Annotated in this window: 19 protein-coding genes and 1 tRNA gene; 16 read left to right on the top strand and 4 right to left on the bottom strand. The window is 72.4% G+C overall.

Features of this window, described 5'->3' with window-relative positions; translation table 11 throughout:
* The first annotated feature begins 44 nt into the window (after positions 1–44).
* The 4 genes from gcvH to D1J51_RS07530 all read left to right on the top strand — a co-directional run bounded on the left by gcvH (position 45) and on the right by D1J51_RS07530 (position 4,042).
* On the top strand, positions 45–422 hold the full coding sequence (gene gcvH, locus D1J51_RS07515; RefSeq protein ID WP_119074567.1) for a glycine cleavage system protein GcvH: 378 nt from the start codon (positions 45–47) through the stop codon (positions 420–422).
* 27 nt (positions 423–449) lie between these two features.
* Complete coding sequence (locus tag D1J51_RS07520; protein ID WP_119074568.1) at positions 450–1,862, top strand: L-serine ammonia-lyase; 1,413 nt, start codon at positions 450–452, stop codon at positions 1,860–1,862.
* Positions 1,863–1,993: 131 nt separating this feature from the next.
* Positions 1,994–3,412, top strand: a complete 1,419-nt coding sequence (locus D1J51_RS07525; protein WP_119074569.1) for an MFS transporter — start codon at positions 1,994–1,996, stop codon at positions 3,410–3,412.
* Positions 3,413–3,610: 198 nt separating this feature from the next.
* On the top strand, positions 3,611–4,042 hold the full coding sequence (locus D1J51_RS07530; RefSeq protein WP_119074570.1) for an OsmC family peroxiredoxin: 432 nt from the start codon (positions 3,611–3,613) through the stop codon (positions 4,040–4,042).
* Between the two features lie 32 nt (positions 4,043–4,074).
* On the opposite strand, the gene D1J51_RS07535 is transcribed toward D1J51_RS07530, so the two are convergent.
* On the bottom strand, positions 4,075–4,611 hold the full coding sequence (locus tag D1J51_RS07535) for a YbaK/EbsC family protein (protein WP_119074657.1): 537 nt from the start codon (positions 4,609–4,611) through the stop codon (positions 4,075–4,077).
* Between the two features lie 114 nt (positions 4,612–4,725).
* Here D1J51_RS07535 and D1J51_RS07540 point away from each other — a divergent pair.
* Positions 4,726–4,798, top strand: a tRNA-Arg gene (locus D1J51_RS07540).
* 119 nt (positions 4,799–4,917) lie between these two features.
* Here the strand turns inward: D1J51_RS07540 and D1J51_RS07545 are convergent.
* The gene (locus tag D1J51_RS07545; protein WP_119074571.1) at positions 4,918–5,430 is read right to left on the bottom strand and encodes a DUF3817 domain-containing protein; all 513 of its coding nucleotides are present in this window, start codon (positions 5,428–5,430) and stop codon (positions 4,918–4,920) included.
* 133 nt (positions 5,431–5,563) lie between these two features.
* Here D1J51_RS07545 and argS point away from each other — a divergent pair, with 133 nt between their 5' ends.
* The gene (gene argS / locus D1J51_RS07550) at positions 5,564–7,237 is read left to right on the top strand and encodes an arginine--tRNA ligase (RefSeq protein ID WP_119074572.1); all 1,674 of its coding nucleotides are present in this window, start codon (positions 5,564–5,566) and stop codon (positions 7,235–7,237) included.
* Between the two features lie 7 nt (positions 7,238–7,244).
* On the top strand, positions 7,245–8,006 hold the full coding sequence (locus tag D1J51_RS07555; RefSeq protein ID WP_119074573.1) for an LmeA family phospholipid-binding protein: 762 nt from the start codon (positions 7,245–7,247) through the stop codon (positions 8,004–8,006).
* A 10-nt stretch (positions 8,007–8,016) separates the two neighbouring features.
* Here D1J51_RS07555 and D1J51_RS07560 read toward each other — a convergent pair whose 3' ends face one another.
* A complete protein-coding gene (locus D1J51_RS07560) occupies positions 8,017–9,453 on the bottom strand; it encodes a helix-turn-helix domain-containing protein (protein ID WP_119074658.1) in 1,437 nt (478 codons plus the stop codon).
* A 160-nt stretch (positions 9,454–9,613) separates the two neighbouring features.
* On the opposite strand from D1J51_RS07560, the gene D1J51_RS07565 reads away from it, so the two are divergent.
* The 9 genes from D1J51_RS07565 to D1J51_RS07605 all read left to right on the top strand — a co-directional run bounded on the left by D1J51_RS07565 (position 9,614) and on the right by D1J51_RS07605 (position 21,883).
* Positions 9,614–10,726, top strand: a complete 1,113-nt coding sequence (locus D1J51_RS07565; RefSeq protein WP_119074574.1) for an alcohol dehydrogenase catalytic domain-containing protein — start codon at positions 9,614–9,616, stop codon at positions 10,724–10,726.
* A 41-nt stretch (positions 10,727–10,767) separates the two neighbouring features.
* The gene (locus D1J51_RS07570; protein WP_119074575.1) at positions 10,768–12,192 is read left to right on the top strand and encodes an APC family permease; all 1,425 of its coding nucleotides are present in this window, start codon (positions 10,768–10,770) and stop codon (positions 12,190–12,192) included.
* 253 nt (positions 12,193–12,445) lie between these two features.
* Positions 12,446–13,867 (top strand): diaminopimelate decarboxylase, encoded by a 1,422-nt coding sequence (gene lysA / locus D1J51_RS07575; protein WP_119074576.1) that lies wholly within the window; start codon positions 12,446–12,448, stop codon positions 13,865–13,867.
* A gap of 91 nt (positions 13,868–13,958) precedes the next feature.
* Positions 13,959–15,269, top strand: a complete 1,311-nt coding sequence (locus D1J51_RS07580) for a homoserine dehydrogenase (protein ID WP_119074577.1) — start codon at positions 13,959–13,961, stop codon at positions 15,267–15,269.
* The gene (gene thrB / locus D1J51_RS07585; protein WP_119074578.1) at positions 15,266–16,213 is read left to right on the top strand and encodes a homoserine kinase; all 948 of its coding nucleotides are present in this window, start codon (positions 15,266–15,268) and stop codon (positions 16,211–16,213) included. The genes D1J51_RS07580 and thrB overlap by 4 nt, the downstream gene beginning before the upstream one ends.
* A 259-nt stretch (positions 16,214–16,472) precedes the next feature.
* Positions 16,473–18,728, top strand: coding sequence for a transcription termination factor Rho (gene rho / locus D1J51_RS07590; protein WP_240423032.1), 2,256 nt, complete (start codon positions 16,473–16,475; stop codon positions 18,726–18,728).
* A complete protein-coding gene (gene prfA, locus D1J51_RS07595; protein ID WP_119074580.1) occupies positions 18,728–19,801 on the top strand; it encodes a peptide chain release factor 1 in 1,074 nt (357 codons plus the stop codon). Before rho ends, prfA begins: the two co-directional genes overlap by 1 nt.
* A 78-nt stretch (positions 19,802–19,879) precedes the next feature.
* Positions 19,880–20,428: a GNAT family N-acetyltransferase gene (locus D1J51_RS07600; protein WP_119074581.1), complete on the top strand. Its 549-nt coding sequence runs from the start codon at positions 19,880–19,882 to the stop codon at positions 20,426–20,428.
* 63 nt (positions 20,429–20,491) lie between these two features.
* Positions 20,492–21,883 carry an MFS transporter gene (locus D1J51_RS07605; protein ID WP_119074582.1) on the top strand — a complete coding sequence of 464 codons (1,392 nt, stop codon included), beginning with the start codon at positions 20,492–20,494 and terminating at the stop codon, positions 21,881–21,883.
* Positions 21,884–21,891: 8 nt separating this feature from the next.
* Here D1J51_RS07605 and epsC read toward each other — a convergent pair whose 3' ends face one another.
* Positions 21,892–22,461 (bottom strand): serine O-acetyltransferase EpsC, encoded by a 570-nt coding sequence (gene epsC, locus D1J51_RS07610; RefSeq protein WP_119074583.1) that lies wholly within the window; start codon positions 22,459–22,461, stop codon positions 21,892–21,894.
* Between the last annotated feature and the right edge of the window lie 14 nt (positions 22,462–22,475).

The following is a 22,475-nucleotide window of genomic DNA, read 5'->3' on the forward strand; positions in this document are numbered from 1 at the left end:
CCCGCACTCCAGCCCCCACACCCGATGAGAGAAAGCAGCAGCACATGAGCAAGGTACGGACCGGACTCCGCTACTCGGCCGAGCACGAGTGGATCGACGGCGGCAGCCCCGCCACGGTCGGCATCAGCGAGGTGGCGGCCGACGCCCTCGGCGAGATCGTCTACGTCGACCTGCCCGAGACGGGCGCGACCATCGCCGTCGGCGAGGTGGTGGGCGAGGTCGAGTCGACGAAGTCGGTGTCGGAGCTCTTCTCGCCCGTCGCCGGCGAGGTGGTGGAGGTCAACGATGCCGCGGTCGCCGACCCGGCGATCATCAACTCCGACCCCTACGGCGAGGGCTGGCTGTTCCGCGTCGCCGTCGCCGAGGAGGGCCCGCTGCTGAGCGCCGAGCAGTACGCCGCCGACAACGGGGCCGAGCTCTAGCGGGCGGCGTCCAGCCGGGAACCAACCGTGGCCGTCAGCGTCTTCGACCTCTTCAGGGTAGGCATCGGGCCGTCGAGCTCGCACACCGTCGGCCCGATGCGCGCGGCGCGCGGATTCGTCGAGCGCCTGTGCCGCGCGAGCGCGCTCGACGCCGTGCGCGAGCTGCGGGTCGACCTCTACGGCTCGCTCGCGGCGACCGGGCGAGGCCACGGCACGCTCACGGCCGTGCTGCTGGGGCTCGAGGGCTGCGATCCGGAGCAGGTGCTGCCCGACGAGGTGGACCGGGAGCTCGCCCGGATCGAGCAGGGAGGAGCTCTGCGCCTCGCCGCGCAGCTGGGAGTCCCTCCGGTCGAGATCCGTTTCGGCGTCTCCGACATCGTGCTGCACCCGCTCACGGTGCTGCCGCGGCACACGAACGGCATGCGCTTCGGGGCGTTCGCCGCCGACGGCGAGCCGCTCGACGAGCAGACCTACTTCTCGCTGGGCGGGGGATTCATCCTGCGGGAGGGCGCCGAGCAGGAGGTGCGGGGCCGGCTCGCGGCGGCGGCGGCCGAACAGCCCTACCCCTTCACCACCGCGGCCGAGCTGCTCGCGCACGCGCGCCGCAGCGAGTCGTCCATCGCCGACGTGATGCTCGCGAACGAGCTGACGCTCCGCAGCGAGGCGGAGGTGCGCGCGGGGCTCGCGCGCACCTGGGAGGTGATGGAGGCCTGCAAGGACTCGGCGCTCGAGCGCACAGGCGTGCTCCCCGGCGGGCTCGAGGTGCGGCGTCGCGCGCCCGAGTGGCATCGGCGGCTGAGCGAGCAGGATCCGGATCGGGACCCCCGCTACTGGCAGGAGTGGATCAACCTCGTGGCGCTCGCCGTCAACGAGGAGAACGCCTCGGGCGGGCGGGTGGTGACGGCGCCGACGAACGGCGCGGCCGGCATCATCCCGGCGGTGCTGTTCTACGCGACGCACTACGCGCCGGGCGTCGAGACCTGGACGGCCGAGGACAAGCAGCGGGCCATTGCCGACTTCCTGCTCGCGGCGGCGGCGGTCGGCGTGCTCTACAAGGAGCAGGCGTCCATCTCGGGCGCCGAGGTCGGCTGCCAGGGAGAGGTCGGGTCGGCGTCGTCGATGGCGGCGGCCGGTCTGGCCCAGGTGCTCGGCGGCACCCCCGAGCAGGTCGAGAACGCGGCCGAGATCGCCATGGAGCACAACCTCGGACTCACCTGCGACCCGATCGGCGGGCTCGTGCAGATCCCGTGCATCGAGCGCAACGCGATCGCGGCCTCGAAGGCGGTCAACGCCGCCAAGATGGCGCTCATGGGCGACGGATCCCATCGCGTGAGCCTGGACCAGGTCATCGCGACGATGCGGGAGACCGGGCGCGACATGAGCGACAAGTACAAGGAGACCGCAACGGGCGGGCTCGCGGTCAACGTCATAGAGTGCTGAGGAGTCGCGGGCGGCGAGCACCCGAAGCCCCCGCGGAGGATATGCGATCTGCAGCACGTATGCGATTTGACGCGGCACCAGCCATGTCTTCGGCAGATCCCGGATGATCCGCAGGGCTCTACGATTGAGGCATGAGCGAAACTTCTGCGAGCCCCCGCGCGCTCTCGCAGCGCCTCGACGCGCTCCCCTTCGCGCGCGGGCACGGCCGCGTGCTCACAGGCTCGGGCATCGGCTGGGCGCTCGATGCCATGGATGTCGGGCTCATCTCCTTCATCATCGCCGCGCTCACGCAGCACTGGGGCATCGGCAAGGCGGAGAGCGGGCTCATCGCGTCGATCGGCTTCGCGGGCATGGCGGTGGGCGCCAGCGTGGGCGGACTGCTGGCCGACCGCTTCGGACGCCGCCAGGTCTTCGCCCTCACGCTGCTGGTCTACGGCGTCGCGACCGGTGCGAGCGCCCTCGCCGGCGGTGTGGCGCTGCTCATCGTGCTGCGCTTCTTCGTCGGCCTCGGCCTCGGCGCCGAGCTGCCCGTGGCCTCGACCTACGTCAGCGAGTTCGCGCCCGCCCGCATCCGCGGCCGGCTCATCGTGATCCTCGAGGCCTTCTGGGCCGTCGGCTGGACGGCCGCGGCGGTGATCGGCTACTTCGTGGTGCCCGCCGACGAGAACGGCTGGCGCTGGGCCTTCGCGCTCGGAGCGATCCCGGCGGTGTACGCGCTCGCGGTGCGCTGGGGCCTGCCCGAGTCGCCGCGCTGGCTGATCAGCCGGGGGCGCGGAGAGGAGGCCGAGCGCATCGTCGCCGACTTCGAGGCCGCGGCGCAGCGGTCGGCGGGTGCGGGATCCCGCCCGGCGCCGCAAGCCGTGCCTGCGCGGGGAGCGCCCGAGCCCGCCGAACCCGACCCCTCAGCGCCCGGCGCGACGGATCGGCAGAGCCGCTTCGCCGCTTCGACGGGCGCCCGGCTCGCGGTCCTCTGGTCGCCGGAGTTCCGCGCCCGCACCGTCTCGATCTGGCTCGTGTGGTTCTGCGTCAACTTCGCCTACTACGGCGCGTTCATCTGGATCCCGAGCATTCTCGTGGACGCGGGGTTCAGCCTCGTGCGCTCCTTCGGCTTCACCCTCGTCATCACGCTGGCGCAGCTGCCCGGCTACGCCGTCGCGGCGTGGCTGATCGAGGTTTGGGGCCGCCGGCTCACGCTCTCCGTGTTCCTCATCGGCTCGGCGGTGTCGGCCATCGTGTTCGGCACGGTGTACGCGGAGGCGGCCATCATCGCGTCGGGCATGGCGCTCTCGTTCTTCAACCTCGGTGCGTGGGGCGCGCTCTACGCGGTCACGCCGGAGCTGTACCCGACGTCGCTGCGCGGCACCGGGGCGGGCTGGGCCGCGGGGGTGGGGCGCATCGCCTCGATCGCGGCGCCGCTGCTCGTGCCGTTGCTGCTCGCGGCGGGGGGAGCGGGGCTGACCTTCACCGTCTTCGCGGTGTTCTTCATCGTCGCCGCGACCGCGACCTGGGGGCTGGTGGATCGCGGCGGGAAGCCGCTCGACGACCGGTAGCCCGCCTCGATTGTTCCGAACCCGTCGGGTAGGCTGGCCGCACGCGAACCAGTGGCGGGCCGCGGGCCGCGGGCGCTCTGCGGCGGGGGCGTCGTCCGACCGGCGGCTCGTCGCTTCCGTTCAGGGCCTCGTAGACGGATCCGCATCCCCCGGCGCTCGGCTGGCGTCTTCCGCACCGACGACACCCAGGAGGAACACATGCCCACCCCCATCGTGAACAAGGCCAGCACCGTCTGGAACGGCGACCTGGCCAGCGGCTCAGGCAGGACCACCCTCGAGACCTCCGGTGTCGGCACGTTCGACGTGAACTGGAAGGCGCGCGGCGAGGAGTCGGGCGGGGTGACGACTCCGGAGGAGCTCATCGCGTCGGCCCATGCGACCTGCTACGCCATGGCCCTCTCCAACGAACTGGCGGGCAACGGCACCCCGCCCGCGCAGCTGAACACGAGCGCCGAGGTCACCTTCGTCGCGGGATCCGGCATCACCGGCATCCACCTGACCGTCGTCGGCCGGGTCGACGGCATTTCGGAGCAGGACTTCCTGCGCATCGCGGAGGCGGCGAAGGAGGGCTGCCCGGTCTCGCAGGCGCTGAAGGCGGTCGACATCACGCTGAGCGCGTCGCTCGCCTGATCGCGGTCCGGAGCCGAGGGGCTCGCGGCGGGTCACGTCTCCGCCGCGAGTCCCTCGACCACTTCGATCCCGGGCAGCGCGCACAGCGTCGCGCCGGGCAGCGCGATCTTGGCCGCCCGGACTCCGGCGCCGACGATCGCCTCGGGCACGTCGCGCACGCGCGAGTCGACGAGGATCCGCCACCCTTCCGGAAGCCCGAGGGGCGTGATGCCGCCGTACTCCATGCCGGTGAGCGCCACCGCCTCGTCCATCGGCGCGAAGCTCGCCTTGCGCGCCCCGAGGAGCTTGCGCACCGTCCGGTTGACGTCGGCGCGGGTCGTGGCCAGCACGACGCAGGCGGCGTACGCGACCTCGTCGCCACGGCGTCCCGCGACGACGATGCAGTTGGCGGAGGCGGCGGGCTCCACGCCGTACGCGTCGCAGAACGCGGCGGTGTCGGCCAGCCCGGGGTCGATCGCCGCGACGCGGACCCGCGCGGTGAGCGCGGAATCGAGCCGCGTCAGCGCCTCTCGCACGGGAGCACCGAGCAAGTCGGGGGCGTCGGCGGCGGGCAGCAGGTCGAGGGGCATCTTCACGCTCCGGGGTCGGTCGGCATCGATTCGAGCCTAACGGAGTCGAGGGCGTGCACCCGTGCACCGGGAGCGCTCGGATGTGCGCTAGGCTAGTCGCGGCTGCCGCTGCTCGCCTCCGTAGCTCAGGGGATAGAGCGCCGGTTTCCGGTACCGTAGGTCGGGGGTTCGAATCCCTCCGGGGGCACTGGCAGCCGCGAGCCCGGGTGGAACCGATGTTCGGTTCCACCCGGGCTTTTTCGCGCCGGTCGGCCCGTCCCGACCGTGCTCGGTCCGCCTCGGCCCGATTCCGGGGTTATCTGCCGATCAGGCGAACCACTGCGTCGGCGGCCCGAGCTGCAGCAGCACCACCACGACGATCGCGACGGCGAGCGCGAGCACCGCGACGAGCGCGATGGGGTGGCGCAGCCAGAACCGCAGCGCGCGGTCGATGGCGGAGGCGTCCCGCGGGTCGTCGCCGGCCTGCGTGCGCCACGGGCCCTCGAGCAGTCCGCGGCGCACGAGCCACCGGTCGAAGGGGAGCGTCGCGAACGGCACGACCGCGAGCGCGACCGCTGCGATCAGGCGCCCGAAGGGCCACCGCTGGTTCAGGCCCACGACGGCGGAGACGACCGCGTAGGAGACGAAGGCCGTGCCGTGCGCGAGCCCGACGGGGAACATCAGCGCGTCGAACCCGAAGCCGTACCGCGCGACCATGCCCGCGATCAGCAGCGCCCAGGTGATCATCTCCGCGGTCGCGGCGATGCCGTAGAGCCGTTTCGGCGAGAGGCCGGTCGCAGGGGGAGCACTGGGGGCGGATGCGGCGGGGGCGGGGACCATGCGCTCAGGCTAGCGCCCTCGGATGATGAGTTCATCAACGTCTCGGGATCCACCCGCCAGGCCCGCCTCGCGCCGTCCGGCGCGTCTCCCGGGGCGCGAGGCGCGCGGCCGATCCCGAGTAGACTGGACCTCCGTGACGCCTCAAGAACTCGCCAGCGCCCTCGCACGCATCCTGACCGATATCGTCGCCTCCCGCGGCGCCGGGATCGAGGTCACCGACCAGGACACGCAGGTGGAACGCCCGAAGAACCGCGAGCACGGCGACTGGGCCTCGAACGCGGCCATGAAGTTCGCGAAGCGCCTCGGCACGAATCCGCGCGAGCTGGCCCGGGAGATCACCGAGCGCGCCGCCGCGATCGAGGGGGTCGCGAAGGCCGAGGTCGCGGGCCCCGGCTTCATCAACATCACCCTCGACGCGGCCAGCGCGGGGGAGACCGCGCGCCGCGTCGTCGAGCAGGGAGAGGCGTACGGGCGCGGCGACGCGCTCGCGGGCCAGAGGATCAACCTCGAGTTCGTGAGCGCCAACCCCACGGGTCCGCTGCACATGGGGCACACCCGCTGGGCGGCGCTCGGCGATTCCACGGCGCGGGTGCTGCGCGCGGCCGGCGCCGAGGTGACGAGCGAGTACTACATCAACGACGCCGGTGCGCAGATGAACAAGTTCGGCCGCTCCGTGCTCGCGGCTGCGCTCGGCGAGGAGGCGCCCGAGGACGCGTACCCGGGCGAGTACATCCGGGAGCTCGGCGGCAAGGTGCGCGAGCGGATCCCGGGTCTCGCGGAACTCGCCGCGAGCGACCGCGACGCCGCGCTGGAGCAGGCGCAGGATCTCGGCTACCAGCTGCAGCTCGCCGAGATCAAGGACTCGCTCGAGCGCTTCAACGTGCACTTCGACGTGTTCTTCTCGGAGCGCACGCTGCACGAGCGGGGCGAGGGCGGCGGCAAGAGCCCCATCGAAGCGGCGATCGACCGCCTGCGCGAGCAGGGGCACGTCTTCGAGGAGGAGGGCGCCATCTGGGTGCGCACCACCGACTTCGGCGACGACAAGGACCGCGTCTTCACCCGCGGCAACGGCGTCTACACCTACTTCGCCGCCGACGCGGCCTACTACCTCTCGAAGATGGACCGCGGCTTCGGCGAGAAGATCTATCTGCTGGGAGCCGACCACCACGGCTACATCGGCCGCCTCACCGCGATCGCGGGAGCGGCGGGCGACGACATCGAGACCGACATCACGGTGCTCATCGGCCAGCTCGTCAACCTCAACGGCGCGCGCCTCTCGAAGCGCGCGGGCAACATCATCGAGCTCGACGACCTGCTCGAGTGGCTCGGCAGCGACGCGCTGCGCTACTGGCTCGCGCGCTACCCGGCGGACTCCCCGCTGGCGCTCGACGGCGAGAAGCTGCGCAGCCGCACGAACGACAACCCCGTCTTCTACGTGCAGTACGCGCACGCCCGCACCTGCGCGGTCGACCGCAACGCCGCCGAGGCCGGAGTGCGCCGGGAGGACGGCTTCGCGCCCGAACTGCTCGCGCACGAGACCGAGACCGAGCTGCTGGGCAAGCTGCAGCAGTACCCGGGCATCGTGGCCGGAGCCGCCGAGCTGCGCGAGCCGCACCGCATCGCGCGCTTCCTCGAGGAGCTCGCGGCGGCCTACCACCGCTGGTACGACAACTGCCGGGTGCTGCCGCTCGCGGGCGAGGAGGTCGGCGGGCTGCACCGCACGCGCCTGTGGCTCAACGACGCGGCGGGCCAGGTGCTGCGGGGCGGCCTCGACCTGCTGGGCGTGTCGGCTCCGGAGCGGCTGTAGGGGACGCGTGGCGAAGCGGAGGTCGCGCTGGGGGCGCAGGATCCTGGCGATCCTGCTCACCGTCGTGCTGCTCGCCGGGGCGGCGGAGGTCGCGCTGCGCCTCGTCATCCCCGGCGTGGTCGGCGGCATCGTGCGCGAGCAGCTGCGGCTGACCGACGACCACCCGGTCGAGGTGACGCTCGGCGGTTCCGCGCTGCTGAACGCGCTGCGGGGCGGCATCGGGGACGCGACCATCGACATTCCGAACGCTCCGCTGGTCGAGGGCATCCCCGTCGACGCGGAGGCCTACGCCGATTTCTCGCCCTGGAGCCCCGGGTCGGGCGAGATCCGCGGCGGCAGGGCCTCGCTCACGGTGCCCAGGGAGCAGCTGGGCGCGGTCATCGGGCTGCTCACCTCGGGCGTCGCCCAGACCGGGGAGGTGCGCGGCGGGGAGCTCGCGGTCGGCCGCACGGTCGAGGCGTTCGGGCAGAGCGTGCCGATCACGGCCCGCATCGGCATCGCGGTGACCGGCGGCGATGTGGAGATCGATCCGCGGGGGGTGAGCGCCGCGGGCCTCGACCTCAGCGCCGAGCAGATCTCGCAGGCCACCGGATCCCTGCTCGACCCGATCCTCGAACCGCAGACCGTGTGCGTGCGCGACCGAATTCCCGCCGGCATCACGCTGACCGGCATCGTGCTCTCGAGCACCGGGTCGGTGAGGATCGAGGCGGATCTCGCGCCCGAGATCCTCTCCGACCCGGCGCAGCTGGAACCCGGGAGCTGCGGCTGAGGGCGGGCGCTCAGATACCCGCGGCCCGCAGCGCGAGCCAGGCGGCGGCGCGATCGTCGGCGCGATCCATCGAGAGCCCGGTGAGGCCCTCGACACGGCGGATGCGCGAGGCGAGCGTCTGGCGATGAATGCCGAGTTGCTCGGCGCTCGCGCGATGGCCGCCGTGCGTCGAGAGGAAGACGTGCAGCGTGCGCGCGAGCTCCCCGTGCCTCCCCGACGGCTCCCGCAGTGGATCGAGTATCGACGAGAGCGCCTCGCCCGACGCCTCGTCGAGCGTCGAGAGCACGAGGTCGACGGTGGCGAGCGCGGCGTAGGAGATCACTCGCCGCCCGTCCTCGAGCGCGGTGTCGAGCGCCTGACGCGCCTGCACGGCGCTGCGGGAGAGCGCCTCGGCCGGTGCGGAGGCGCCCACGCCGAGGTGCACGCCGCGCCCCGCCACCGGCGTGAAGGACTCGACGCGCAGTGCGAGCTCGCTCGCGAGCTCGTCGCGCACGAATCCCCGCATCCGGTCGTGATCCGCTGCGAAGACGTGCTCGGCGCCGAGCTCGTCGAACCAGCGCCGGAGCAGGCGCTCCAGGTCGATCGTGCGGGTTTTCGCCCCGAGTTCGAATGCCGTCAGGCTCGGTTCGTGGACGCCCCATCGCCGCAGCAGCTCGCGGGCGCTCCCGCCTCCGGCGAGCAGCGTGGAGAGCAGCGCCTCCCGACCGAGGTGCTCGGTGAGCGAGGGATCGTGCGTGCGGAGCAGCAGGTCGAACAGTGCGGCGGCGAGCGAGGCGAGGTCGCGGGAGTGGCTCGTGCGGCTCGAGCGCGTGGCGATGACGAGGTATCCGGCCAGGTCGCGGTCCGATCCGACCTGGTGCAGCTGCAGTCCGTCGTGGCGCACGCGGACCGGACGGCCGAGGGCCAGCGCCGCGGCATCCGACACGTGCAGGCGCCCGGCGCCCGCGCTCGCCACGAGCTGGCCCTGGGCGTCGAGCAGCACGGCCCAGCCGTCGATGCGATGGGCGAGCTCAGCGATCACCGCGGTGACCCCTCCGCGCCGCGCGACCTGGGTCAGCACGTTCATACCGGCGGTGACGAGCCGGTCCGCCGCCGCCCGGTCGTCCGCGATCAGCGCCGCCAGGGTGGCGTGGAGCGCCGCGCCCCCGACGCGGGTTCCCAGGATGGCGGTCATGTCGTGCCGCGCGAGCTCCGCGCGCAGACGGGGATCGTCCGCCGGGCTCACGTACACGGCTCCGCTCAGATCCTCGCGACCGTCGTCCTCGGCTTCGAGCGCCGCGATGAGCCCATCCGGGGCAGCGGTGATCAGTGTGGCGTAGTCGGGGTTGCCGATGACGACGAACGATTCGAGGGCCGACACCCCGTCGACCGGCGTGCGGTCCGGGAGGCTGTGGGGGACGCACGTGCCGCCCACAGCGCGCGCGACCGCCGACAGATCGAGGGACATGTACCGAGTGTACCGAGTGTCCATGTCATCGGGATTTATTCGTCTTCTGGCGCAGTGACAACGGGAGCTCGAGGTCCGTACGATCTCCTCAGCCGTCTCCGCTTCGGAGCTCGCGGGCGGGCGGCGCGATCCGCGCAGAGCGAGCGACGAAGGAGTACGCATGAAGGCCGTGGTGTTTCGCGATCCCGAGACCAGGGTCCGGGTCGTCGACGTCGATCTCGCCGCCCCGAAGGCCGGCGAGGTGCGGGTGCGGATCGCGGCGGCCGGGGTGTGCCACTCGGACCTGCACGTCAAGCGAGGGGAGTGGAATGCGCCCGCGCCCATGGTGATGGGTCACGAGGGCTCGGGCGTCGTGACCGAGCTCGGCGAGGGGGTCACCTCCCTCGCCGTCGGAGACCACGTGGTGCTGAGCTGGGTACCGCCCTGCGGCGAGTGCCGCTACTGCCTGCAGGGGCACGAGGCGCGCTGCCAGAAGGTCGCCACGGTCGTCGCACCGAGAGGCGTGCTCTTCGACGGAACCTCGCGACTGAGCAGCGGCGGCGAGAGCCTGCACCACTATCTCGCCGTGTCATCCTTCGCGGAGGAGGTCGTCGTGCCGGCCTCCGGTGCGATCAAGGTGCGCGACGACGCCCCGCTCGACGTGATCGCCGTCGTCGGATGCGCGGTCGCGACCGGCGTCGGCGCCGTGCTCAACACCGCGGCCGTGGAGCCGGGCGCCACCGTCGCCGTGATCGGCTGCGGCGGAGTCGGCCTGAACGTGGTGCAGGGCGCGAAGCTCGCCGGTGCCGAGCGCATCATCGCGATCGACGTGGTTCCCGACAAGACCCGCATGGCCCTCCAGTTCGGCGCGACGGACCGCATCGACGCCTCCGAGGTCGCCGGCTCCGGGAGAGACGCGGTCGAGCGGCTGTTCGAGCTCGTCCCAGACGGGGTCGATTACGCCTTCGACGCCATCGGCCGCACCTCCACCACCGAGCAGGCGATCCGCATGCTCGGTCTCGGCGGCGCCGCCGTCATCGTCGGGCTGCCGCCCACCGGCGCCAGGGCCTCGTTCGAGCCGCTGGTGCTCGCCGAGGCCGACCAGCGCATCCTCGGATCCAACTACGGCTCGGTGCGGCCGTCGATCGATATCCCGGCGCTCGTCGACCGCTACATGGACGGCCAGCTGAAGCTCGACCCGCTGATCTCGGGCCGCCGGCCGCTCGGCGAGGCTGCCGAGGCGTTCGACGACCTCGAAGCGGGGGGCGTGCTGCGCACGCTGCTCATCCCCTGAAGGCAGCGCTCGCTGCACCTCTAACACTCAAAGGAGAGAACATGACTGAGACGACAGGGCGAAAGGCCGACGCCGGCCTGCGCGAGGGGGTGATGTCCGGGCCCGAGCTCGCGGCCCAGGCCATCGCGAGCATCGCGCCGAGCGCCGTTATCGCCTTCACCGCTGCCTCCATCTTCCTCGGCGCGGGCAACGGCACCATGCTGGCGTTCGCGCTCGCCACCATCGTGATCCTCTGCGTCGGCTACATCGTCACGGTGTTCGCCCGCAGGCACGCCTCGGCGGGCTCCCTCTACACCTACGTCTCGAAGGGACTGGGGCCGACCGGCGCCTTCGCGGCGGGCGTCGCGCTGCTCATCGGCTCCTGGGGCATCGCCGCCGGATCCCTCGGAGGCGCCGTGTCGTACGCCGCCGATCTGCTGCAGCTGTTCGGCGTGCCGGCCACGGGGACCCTGTGGCTGATCGTGCTCACCGCGGCCATCGGCGCGCTCGCCACATTCTTCACGATCCGGGGCATCCGCATCTCCGCTCGGGTCTCGCTGGTGCTCGAGCTCGTATCGGTCTGCATCATCCTCGTGCTGCTGGTGGCCGCGTTGGCCTGGCTCGGCCCCGACGCGTGGGATCCGGCGCAGTTCTCGTTCGAGGGCGTGCCCTTCCAGGGAGTCGCGGCGGGCATGGTGCTGGGGATCCTCGGCTTCGTCGGATTCTCCTCCGCCGACGCGCTCGGCCGCGAGGCCCGCAACCCGCGCACGGCGATCCCCCGCGCGATCATGTGGAGCGCGGTGGCCGTCGGGGTGCTGTACGTCTTCGCCGCCTACACTCAGATCGCGGTGCTCGGCGACGAGCTCGGGGAGGTCGCGAGCCCGCTGCAGGCCATCAACGATCGCGTCGGCATGCCGGCCTGGTTCGCGCCGGTCCTCGTCTTCGGCGTCGCCGCCTCGTTCTTCGCGGTGGTCGTCGCTCCGCTCAACGTCGTGGGGCGCATCATCTACGTGATGGGCAAGGAGGGCATCGTACCCGAGCGCTTCGGACGCACGCACGAGGCCCACCTCACGCCGCACCGCGTACTGCTCATCGCGGGCCCGGCGGCGATCGTGCTCGACATCGTCCTGCTGCTCGCCGGGACCCAGCCGATGGAGATCGTGGTCTGGGTCGACACCTACGGCACCTACGGGTACATGGTCGCCTACGCGCTCGTGGCGATCGCGGGCATCATCTACACGCGACGGATCGGCGTGCCCAACACGCTGGTGCGGATCTGCGCCGTGGTCGCCGTGGCGGCGATGGCGTATGTGTTCCTCGCCAACGTCTGGCCCGTCCCGGCGTTCCCGCTCAACGCGATCCCGTACATCTTCGTCGGCACGATGCTGCTCGCCTTCGCCAGGTTCTGGTGGATCAGCGCCAAGCGGCCGGAGGTGCTGAGGAACATCGGAAACACCCACGCCGAGATGCTCGAGGGCGTCGGGTAGGGCGCCGGCCTCGCGCTCCCGCGGCCCGCGGGGCGCATCGGGCTGCGGCGCGGCGGCGCGGCGGCGAGAGGCGCGCTACACTGATCGGGTTCGTTCTGAGAGGCTGAGCCTCCGTTCGCACGGCTTCAGGGGCCAAACCGGGTCCGCTCGCCATCGGCCGACCCACGGTTGCGCGAGCGGGCGCGAACACCACTCAGACCCTCGGCCGGCGCAGTCCGGTCGTGCCCAGAACGCCGACCACCAGGAGCGAACGATGACGCAGGCGCAGGCCGCCGCAGACCCCAACGCCATCGATCCGCGCGTCTTCCCCCCCGCGGCCCGGCGCGGCCGCGAGTGCCGCGAGCTGAAGCTCGGCGGCGTCCGCGCGACGGAGCTCATCGCCGAGTTCGGGTCGCCGCTGTACGTGATCGACGAGCAAGCGGCCCGGGATCGCGCGCGCGAGGCGCGCGAGGCGCTGCAGCGCGAGGCCGAGCGCATCGGCACGACCGCCGCGGTGTACTACGCGGGCAAGGCGTTCCTGTGCGTCGAGGTGGCGCGCTGGATGGCCGAGGAGGGCCTGTCCGTCGACGTCGCCAGCGGCGGGGAGCTCGCGGTGGCCCTGGCTGCCGGCGTCGATCCGGCCCGCATCGGATTCCACGGCAACAACAAGTCGGAGCGCGAGATCGCGCGCGCGGTCGAGGCGGGCGTCGGCACGATCGTCATCGACAGCGAGATCGAGACGGAACGCGTCGCCGCGGCCGCCGCCGCGACGGGGCGCAGGCAGCGGGTGCGACTGCGCGTCAACAGCGGCGTGCACGCCTCCACTCACGACTTCCTCGCCACCTCGCACGAGGACCAGAAGTTCGGGCAGCCGCTCACGGAGGCCCCCCGCCTCGTCGCGGCGATCCTCGCCCACGACAGCCTCGACTTCGTCGGGCTGCACTGCCACATCGGCTCCCAGATCTTCGCGACGGACGGCTTCCGTGAGTCCGCCGGGCGGCTGCTCGGCGCGTATCCCGAGCTCGAGCGCCTGGCGGGCCGTCCCATCCCCGAGCTCAACCTCGGCGGCGGTTTCGGCATCGCCTACACGAGCGCCCAGGCCGACGAGGCCCCCGCGATCGCCGATGTCGCGCGCGAGCTCGTCGACATCGTGGCGGAGGGCGCGCAGAACCTCGGGATCGCGGTGCCCCGGCTCGCGTTCGAGCCGGGCCGCACGATCATCGGGCAGGCGGGCGTGACGCTGTACACGGTCGGCACGACCAAGGCCGTGCGTCTGGCCGGCTCGGATGTCGACGCCGACCCCGCCGACCTCGGGCATGCCGAGCGGCTCTACGTGAGCGTCGACGGAGGCATGAGCGACAATGCGCGGCCGGCGCTCTACGGCGCCGACTATCAGGTGCGCCTCGCGAACCGCGAGAGCGACGCCGCGCCCGCGCTCGTGCGCGTGGTGGGCAAGCACTGCGAGTCGGGCGACATCGTGGTGCGGCGCGACCTGCTCCCGGGCGACGTGCGCCCGGGCGACACCCTCGCCGTCCCGGCGACCGGCGCCTACTGCTGGTCGCTCGCGAGCAACTACAACTACGTGCCGCGGCCGCCGGTCGTGGCGGTGCGGGACGGCGCGGCGCGGCTCATCGTGCGCGGCGAGACCGAGCACGAGCTGCTGGCGAAGAGCGTCGTCGGCCCCGGATCCCCATGAATGTCGGAGGCCGCCCGCAGACTGATCCTGCAGCCGGCCTCCGCACCTCGACACCTGAACAGGCGGATTCTTGACGAAACGGAGATACGAAGTGAACGGGTACCGTGATCTGCGCGTCGCTCTTCTGGGCTGCGGCTCGGTCGGCGCACAGGTGGCCAGGCTGATCCTCGAGCACGGGGACGAGCTCGCCGCGCGCATCGGCGCGCGCCTCACGCTCGCCGGCATCGCGGTGCGCGACGTCGACTCCCCGCGCGACGTCGAACTGCCGCGCGATCTCTTCACCACCGACGCCGAGCGGCTGGTGCAGGGCGCCGACGTCGTCATCGAGCTCATGGGCGGCATCGAGCCGGCCCGCACGCTCATCCTGCAGGCGCTGCAGGGCGGCGCCGACGTGGTCACGGCCAACAAGGCGCTCCTCGCCGAGCACGGGCCCGAGCTGTTCGAGGCGGCCGAGCAGGTGGGCGCCCAGCTCTCCTACGAGGCGGCGGTGGCCGCTGCGATCCCGATCCTGCGCCCCCTGCGCGAGAGCCTCGCCGGCGATCACATCACCCGGGTGCTCGGCATCGTCAACGGCTCCACCAACTACATCCTCGACCGCATGGATCGCTTCGGCGACAGCGCCGAGGATGCGGCGCGGGTGGCGAGCGAGCTCGGCTTCCTCGAGGCCGACCCCACGCTCGACGTCGAGGGCTACGACGCCGCGCAGAAGGCGACCATCCTCGCGAGCATCGCGTTCCACACCGAAGTACCGGTCGACGCCGTGCACCGCGAGGGCATCACGGGCATCACCGCCGAGCAGATCGAGGCCGCGAAGAGCGCGGGATACGTGATCAAGCTGCTCGCGATCGCCGAGCGCATCACCTCCTCCGACGGCGTCGAGGGCATCTCGGCGCGCGTGTACCCCGCGCTGATCAGCCGCGACCACCCGCTCGCCGCGGTGCACGAGGGCAAGAACGCGGTGTTCGTCGAGGCCGAGTCGGCCGGGGAGCTGATGTTCTACGGCGCCGGCGCCGGCGGCGCCGAGACCGCTTCGGCGGTGCTGGGGGATCTCGTCTCGGCGGCCAGGCGCCACGTCGCGGGCGGGCCGGGCATCGCCGGATCGCTGCACGCCGACCTTCCCATCCTGCCGGTGGGGGAGGTCAACACCGCCTATCAGATCATGCTCGAGGTGCGGGATCAGCCCGGGGTGCTGGCGGGCATCGCCGGCATCCTCGCCGAGCACGGCGTCTCGGCGGCCAGCGTGGAGCAGTCGGTGGCCCAGGATGCCGAGGGCAGGGCCTCGCTGGTCATCGGCACGCACGTCGCGCGCGAGGCCGATCTCGCCGCGACCGTGGACGCGCTGCGCGCCGCCGACGTGGTGCTCGACGTCATCAGCGTGCTGCGTCTGGAGGGGGGCGAGTGAGCGGGGGATCCGCGCCGTCCGCGCACCGCGCCGTGCGCGTGAAGGTTCCGGCGACGAGCGCCAACCTCGGGCCGGGCTTCGACACGCTGGGCATCGCGCTCGCTTACGGCGACGAGCTCGTCGCCGAGACCCGGGACGAGCCGGGCGCGACGGTGCGCGTGACAGGGGTCGGCGAGGGGGAGGTGCCCACCGACGCGTCGAACCTCGTGGTGCGTTCGGCCGCGCACGTCTTCGAGCGTCTCGGGCGCCCCGTTCCGGGGCTCGAGATCGCCGCGCGCAACCGCATCCCCCACGGGCGGGGCATGGGTTCGTCCGGAGCGGCGATCGTGGCGGGCATCATGATCGCGGCGGGGATGCTGCAGAGCGACCCGGATTCGCCCCTGGAGCTGAGCGAGGACGAGCTCCTCGCGTTCGCGACCGAGCTCGAGGGGCACCCCGACAACGTCGCACCGGCGCTCTTCGGCGGGCTCACGATCGCGTGGACGACCGAGCGGGGCCCTCGCTTCAAGAGGCTGATGGTGCATCGCGGCGTGGCGCCGCTCGTGCTCGTTCCGAGCTTCACCATGTCGACCGAGCTGGCTCGCAGCCTGCAGCCGAAGCAGGTGCCGCACGAGGACGCGGTGTTCAACGTCTCGCGATCCGCGCTGCTCATCGCCGCGCTCACGCAGAGCCCGGAGCTGCTGCTCGAGGCGACGGAGGACCGCCTGCACCAGCACTACCGCGGAGACGCCATGCCGGCCACCCGCGACCTGATCGGAGAGCTGCGCGCGGACGGCCACCCGGCGGTGGTCTCCGGAGCCGGCCCGTCGATCCTCGTGCTCTCGAACGGACCGGGGGAGCGCCTGCGCGCCGCCGACCTCGTGGCCGAGCGGCACGCGGAATGGCAGTCGCTGACCCTGGCCGTCGACACGAAGGGTGCTACAGTGGAGTCGATCCCCGCGTAGTCGCCCGGGCTTCACGCAGCCGAGACCCAGACGGTCCGGGAGCGGGTCCGGGAGGGCGAGCGATCGGTCTCCTCTCCGGGCGCGTGCAGTGCGAGCCATGAGCGGCGAGCGATCGCCGCTCGCTTCAGACTCGCGGAGTTCGGATCGATTTCCTCACCGCGACCACTTGTCCGGTGATCCCGACGCACGTCTGTGCACTACCGCGGGAAGGCGAGGCCGAATGCGCGCGCTGTTCCGGCGGCGTTCCGAGAGGAAGAACGTGGAAACGAACGTAGAAGACACCAATAACACGCCTGTCGAGGAGGCCGCGCCGGTTCGCCGCCGCGCCTCCCGCCGCGCGACCGCGGCCGCCGGCGCCACGAGCGAGGCCGTTGCCGCCGAGGCCGGCGCCGTAGCCGGCGCCCCAGTCTCGGCTCCCGCGGCCGCCGCGGCCCCCGCCGCCGAGGAGGCGCTCGCGGAGGCTCCGAAGAAGCGCGCGACGCGCAGCCGCAAGAAGCCCGTCGAGGCCGAGGCCCCGGCGGCCGAGACGTCCGCCGATGGAGCGGGCGAGCGGAACGCCCCAGTGCAGGCCGCCGCCGCCGAGGAGGCGCCCGCGGAGGCTCCGAAGAAGCGCGCGACGCGCAGCCGCAAGAAGCCCGTCGAGGCCGAGGCCCCGGCGGCCGAGACGTCCGCCGATGGAGCGGGCGAGCGGAACGCCCCAGTGCAGGCCGCCGCCGCCGAGGAGGCGCCCGCGGAGGCTCCGAAGAAGCGCGCGACGCGCAGCCGCAAGAAGCCCGTCGAGGCCGAGGCCCCGGCGGCCGAGACGTCCGCCGATGGAGCGGGCGAGCGGAACGCCCCAGTGCAGGCCGCCGCCGCCGAGGAGGCGCCCGCGGAGGCTCCGAAGAAGCGCGCGACGCGCAGCCGCAAGAAGCCCGTCGAGGCCGAGGCCCCGGCGGCCGACCGGGCCGGTGCGGAGGAAGCGGGTCCCGCCGCCGAGGGCGACCGCAGCGCCGAGGCTGAGACGGCCCCCGACACCGCCCCCGCCAAGCGCGGACGCAGTCGCCGCGCGCAGGCAGCGGAGGCCGCGCCCGATGCCGGGGGCGAGAAGAGCGAGCAGGACGCCGCCGCCAAGCCCGAGGCCGAGAAGCCCGAGGGGGAGAAGGGCGAGGCGGGCGCCGCCGAGAGCGAGAGGCAGGGCCGCAGCCGCCGGGGCCGGGGCCGCTCGCAGAAGGTCGACAACGCCGACTCGGGCGAGGCCGCCGAGCAGAGCTCCGCGAACGACGAGGGCGGCAAGGGCCGCGGACACTCCCAGAACGGCGACAAGAACGGCGACAACTCGGCGCGCTCCAGCCGCACTCGCCAGCGCGACCGCAAGCGCCGCGGTCAGAACGACGATCTCGAGCCCGAGATCACGGAGGACGACGTGCTGCTGCCCATCGCGGGCATCCTCGACGTGCTCGACAACTACGCCTTCGTGCGCACGAGCGGCTACCTCCCCGGCACGAGCGACGTGTACGTCTCGCTCGGCCAGGTCAAGAAGTACGGTCTGCGCCGCGGAGACGCCGTGGCCGGCGCCATCCGCCAGCCCCGCGAGGGTGACGGCGGCGGCCGCCAGAAGTACAACGCGATCGTCAAGGTCGACAGCGTCAACGGCCGACCGGCCGACGAGAACGAGAAGCGCGCCGATCTCGCGGAGCTGATCCCGGTCTTCCCGCAGGAGCGCCTGCGCCTGGAGACCTCGCAGGATCGGCTGGTGGGCCGCGCGATCGACATCGCCGCGCCCATCGGCCTCGGCCAGCGCGGCCTCCTGGTGATCCCCGAGCAGCGGTCCGGCGTCGCGGTGCTCGGCGAGATCGCGCATGCCGTCAGCGCGAACAAGCCCGACGCGCACCTGATGCTCGTGCTCGCCGACGCGCAGCCCGAGGAGATCACCCAGCTGCAGCGCACCGTCGCCGGCGAGGTCGTCGCCGCGAGCTTCGACCGCCCGGCCGAGGACCAGGCGACCATCGCCGAGCTGGCCGTCGACCGAGCCAAGCGCCTCGTCGAGCTCGGTCACGACGTGGTCGTGCTGATCGACTCGCTGAACCGCCTGGCCAGGGCCTACGCGCAGGCGCAGCACACCGCCGCGCGGCCCGGTCTCGACGAGATAGACGAGTTCGCGCTGGGGCAGATCAAGCGCCTGCTCGCGGCGGCGCGCAACGTGGAGAACGGCGGATCGCTCACCGTGCTCGCCACCGTGCACGCCAAGACCGGTATCGACGCCGACAAGATGCTGCTGCGCGAGGTCCGCGCCGTCGTCAACAGCGAGATCCGGTTCAAGAAGGCGCAGCCGGGCCTCGCGCCCGTCGTCGATCTCTCGGACTCGCTCACCCGCAACGTCGACGCGCTGCTCGGCGCCGACGAAGCGGTCGTGCTCGCGCGGCTCCGCGCCGCGCTGGACCACGACGACGCCTCCGAGAAGGCGCTCGAGCGGCTGCGCGCCACCGGGTCGAACTCCGCTCTGCTCGCCGAGATCCAGCGCTCCGGCAAGTTCTGATGTTCGAGCAGGTCGAGGCGCTGCTCGTCGAGCACGCGCGGCTGCAGGACGAGCTCGCAGATCCCTCCCTGCACGCCGATGCCGGCCGGGCCAAGAAGGTGAACCGGCGCTACGCCGAGCTCAGCAGGATCAAGGCCGCGTACGAGCAGTGGCAGCAGCTCGGCGACGATCTCGAGGCCGCGCGCGAGCTGGCGAGGGAGGATGAGGCGTTCGCCGAGGAGATCCCGGCGCTCGAGGAGTCCCTCGCCGAGGCTCAGGAGAAGGTGCGCCGGCTCCTGATCCCGCGCGACCCGGACGACGCCCGTGACGTGATCCTCGAGATCAAGGGCGGCGAGGGCGGCGCGGAGTCGGCGCTCTTCGGCGCCGACCTGCTGCGCATGTACCTGCACTACGCGGAGTCCAAGGGCTGGAAGACCGAGATGCTCGAGGCCGACGAGAGCGACCTCGGCGGCTACAAGAACGTGCAGGTCGCCATCAAGTCGAACGCGGGCGACCCGTCGCAGGGCGTGTGGGCGCACCTCAAGTACGAGGGGGGCGTGCACCGCGTGCAGCGGGTACCCGTCACCGAGTCGCAGGGGCGCATCCACACCTCGACCACGGGCGTGCTCGTCTATCCGGAGGTCGACGAGCCGGAGGAGGTCGAGGTCAACCAGAACGACCTCAAGATCGACGTGTACCGCTCGTCGGGGCCCGGCGGCCAGTCGGTCAACACGACCGACTCGGCGGTGCGCATCACGCACCTGCCCACGGGCATCGTGGTAGCGATGCAGAACGAGAAGTCGCAGCTGCAGAACCGCGAGGCCGCCATGCGCGTGCTCCGCGCCCGGCTGCTCGCGAAGCAGCAGGAGGAGGCCGCGGCCGAGGCCTCGGCGCACCGCTCGAGCCAGATCCGCACCATGGATCGATCCGAGCGCATCCGCACCTACAACTTCCCCGAGAACCGCGTCGCCGACCACCGCACCGGGTACAAGGCGTACAACCTCGACGCCGTGATGAACGGCGCGCTGGACCCCGTCATCGAGTCCTGCATCCGCATGGACGAGACGGATCGGCTTAAGGCGCTGGGGCAGTAGTTCCGCATTCGTGCGGGGGCGGCTCCGCGCGCGGGCGGTCGATCCCGCGAGAGGGCTCATGGGCGCTACGCTGAGGGTGTGAACGCCCCCAGCAGAGTCGCAGCGCCCATCGTCGGTCCGTGCGTGACGCTCCGCGCGCCCGCGGAAGCCGATCGCGACCCGCTCCTCGCGATTCTCGCCGAGCCCGAGGTCGCGCAGTGGTGGGTCGGCTACACGCCGGAGCGCGTGCAGCAGGAGTTCATCGAGGCGCCGGAGACGACGCGCATCATCGAGGTCGGCGGAGAGTGCGCCGGCGCCATGTACGTGCTGCGCGGCGACGATCCGGAATACCCCACGACCGTCATGCACATCTTCATCGGCACGGGGTTCCGCGGACGCCGCATCGGCGAGGAGGCGCTCGCGCTCGCGATCCGCGAGGAGTTCGCCGAGGGCATCTCGCGCGTCACGCTCGACCCCAATGTCGGCAACGAGGGCGCCATCCGCAGTTACGAGCGCCTCGGCTTCCGCCGCATCGGCGTGCTGCGCGACTACCAGGTGCGCCCGGGCGGGCGGCTCGAGGACGCGCTGTTCCTGGACCTCACGCGCCGCGACTTCCCCGACGGCCCGCCGTTGCCGCCGCGCGCCTGAGCGTCGAGCCGCCGCGCGCCTGAGCGGCCGTCGCGGCATCACCCGGGCGATAGCATGGAGCACATGCGAACCGGTCGACCCCTGCTGCCCTGGGTCGTCTGGGGGGTCGCGGCGTTCGCCTACGCCATCGCGATCATCAACCGCTCCTCGCTCGCGGCACTGGGCCCCGCCGCACAGGACCACTTCGGCATCGACGCGACCGCGCTGTCGATGTTCGCGATGATCCAGCTCGCCGTGTACGCGGGCCTGCAGATCCCGGTGGGGGTGCTGCTCGATCGTTTCGGGCCGACGAACATGCTCGTCGGCGGCGGCCTGCTCATGGTGGTCGGGCAGGTGGGCATGGCGACCGTCTCCGACGTGACGCTCGCGATCCTCGCCCGAGTGCTGGTGGGGGCCGGCGACGCGTGCACGTTCATCAGCGTGATGCGCATGCTCCCGGAGTGGTTCGCGTTGCGGCAGCTGCCGACCGTGAGCCAGCTCACCGGCCTCATCGGTCAGGCCGGCCAGCTGGTCTCGGTGACGCCGCTCGCGCTGCTGGTGGGCGTCGCCGGATGGACGAACGGCTTCCTGGGCGTGGCGGCGGTCGGGCTGCTCGTGGTGCTGCTCGGCTCGGTCGTGCTGCGGGACCGCCCGGGCGACGGCACGCTGTTCGAGCGGATCACGGGCAGGCCGGGTCGTCTCAGCAGGAACGCGCGCTCACTCGCCACGCCGCCGCCGACGGGCGTCGTCGAGATGGCCCCTCCGGCCACCGCGATGATCCCGGTGGTGAAGGAGCCCCGTGCGCGGGGGCTGGGGTTCTGGTTTCGCGCACGGCGCCTGCTGCGCCTGCCGGGGGTGCGCCTCGCGTACTGGGTGCACTTCACCTCGCCCTTCGCCGGCACCGCGTTCATCCTGCTGTGGGGCACGCCGTTCCTGGTGGGCGGGGCGGGTCTGCCGCAGTCGGCGGCGGGCGCGCTGCTGAGCCTGACGGTGGTGTCGTCGATGGTGGCGGGCCTCGTGCTGGGGCCCATCAGCTCGCGCTACGCCGAGCGCCGGGTGTGGATCAACGTGTCCATCACGGCGGCGATCGCGACGGTCTGGATCGCGGTGCTGGTGTGGCCGGGTACCCCGCCGACGTGGCTGCTCGTCGTGCTGCTCGTGGTGATGCCGCTCGGCGGCCCGGCCTCGATGATCTCGTTCGAGGTCGCGCGCTCGCACACCCCGCGCAGCTTCGCGGGGTTCGGCACGGGCCTCGTGAACACGGGCGGCTTCACGGCGGCGCTGCTCGTGATCCTGCTCGTCGGCCTGCTGCTCGACCTGCAGGGCGCGGGTTCGCCCGAGCAGTACTCGCTCGGGGCGTTCCGGGTGGCGTTCGCGGTGCAGATCCCGTTCTGGCTGCTCGGGATCACGATGATCGCCGTCGAGTACGTGCGCACGAAGCGGTGGATGGAGGAGCACGGCCGACGGCTGCGCTGAGGCGGCCCTCAGATGACGTAGAAGTCGGCCATGTCGGGCTGCTCCGCGCGGGGGGCGCCGCGTCGCGGGCGTCCCCGGGCGGGAATGCCGGTGAGCGTCGTCCACGGCTCGGCGGAGTGCACGACGACGGCGTTGGAGCCGACGGCGCTGTCGTGGCCCAGCTCGATGTCGCCGAGCAGCTGCGCCCCCGCGCCGATGATCACGCGGTCCCCGATCGTGGGGTGGCGCTTGCCCCTGCTGTGGCCCGTGCCCCCGAGGGTGACCCCGTGGTAGATGAGCACGTCGTCGCCGACGACGGCGGTCTCGCCGATCACCACGCCCATGCCGTGGTCGATGAAGAGGCGGCGCCCGATGGTGGCGCCGGGGTGGATCTCGATGCCCGTGAAGAACCGCGCGAGCTGGGAGAGGGCCCGGGGCAGGAAGCGCAGGCCGCGCCTCCACAGGGTGTGGGAGACGCGATGCCACCAGACGGCGTGCAGGCCCGAATACACGAAGAACACCTCGACGGCGCCGCGCGCCGCCGGATCGTGCGCGCGGGCCGCCGCGACGTCTTCGCGGATGCGGGAGAGAACGCTCACATCGGCTCGATTCG

It is taken from the genome of Leucobacter sp. wl10 (genome assembly GCF_003569785.1).
Taxonomy (GTDB): domain Bacteria; phylum Actinomycetota; class Actinomycetes; order Actinomycetales; family Microbacteriaceae; genus Leucobacter.

Coding starts and splice junctions, on each gene's coding strand:
- D1J51_RS07560 (WP_119074658.1), bottom strand. CDS start 9,453: ATGTCCCTCGATCTGTCGGCGGTCGCGCGCGCTGTGGGCGGCACGTGC.
- D1J51_RS07545 (WP_119074571.1), bottom strand. CDS start 5,430: ATGGTCCCCGCCCCCGCCGCATCCGCCCCCAGTGCTCCCCCTGCGACC.
- lysA (WP_119074576.1), top strand. CDS start 12,446: ATGACGCAGGCGCAGGCCGCCGCAGACCCCAACGCCATCGATCCGCGC.
- D1J51_RS07565 (WP_119074574.1), top strand. CDS start 9,614: ATGAAGGCCGTGGTGTTTCGCGATCCCGAGACCAGGGTCCGGGTCGTC.
- D1J51_RS07605 (WP_119074582.1), top strand. CDS start 20,492: ATGCGAACCGGTCGACCCCTGCTGCCCTGGGTCGTCTGGGGGGTCGCG.
- D1J51_RS07530 (WP_119074570.1), top strand. CDS start 3,611: ATGCCCACCCCCATCGTGAACAAGGCCAGCACCGTCTGGAACGGCGAC.
- D1J51_RS07525 (WP_119074569.1), top strand. CDS start 1,994: ATGAGCGAAACTTCTGCGAGCCCCCGCGCGCTCTCGCAGCGCCTCGAC.
- prfA (WP_119074580.1), top strand. CDS start 18,728: ATGTTCGAGCAGGTCGAGGCGCTGCTCGTCGAGCACGCGCGGCTGCAG.
- gcvH (WP_119074567.1), top strand. CDS start 45: ATGAGCAAGGTACGGACCGGACTCCGCTACTCGGCCGAGCACGAGTGG.
- D1J51_RS07535 (WP_119074657.1), bottom strand. CDS start 4,611: ATGCCCCTCGACCTGCTGCCCGCCGCCGACGCCCCCGACTTGCTCGGT.
- D1J51_RS07570 (WP_119074575.1), top strand. CDS start 10,768: ATGACTGAGACGACAGGGCGAAAGGCCGACGCCGGCCTGCGCGAGGGG.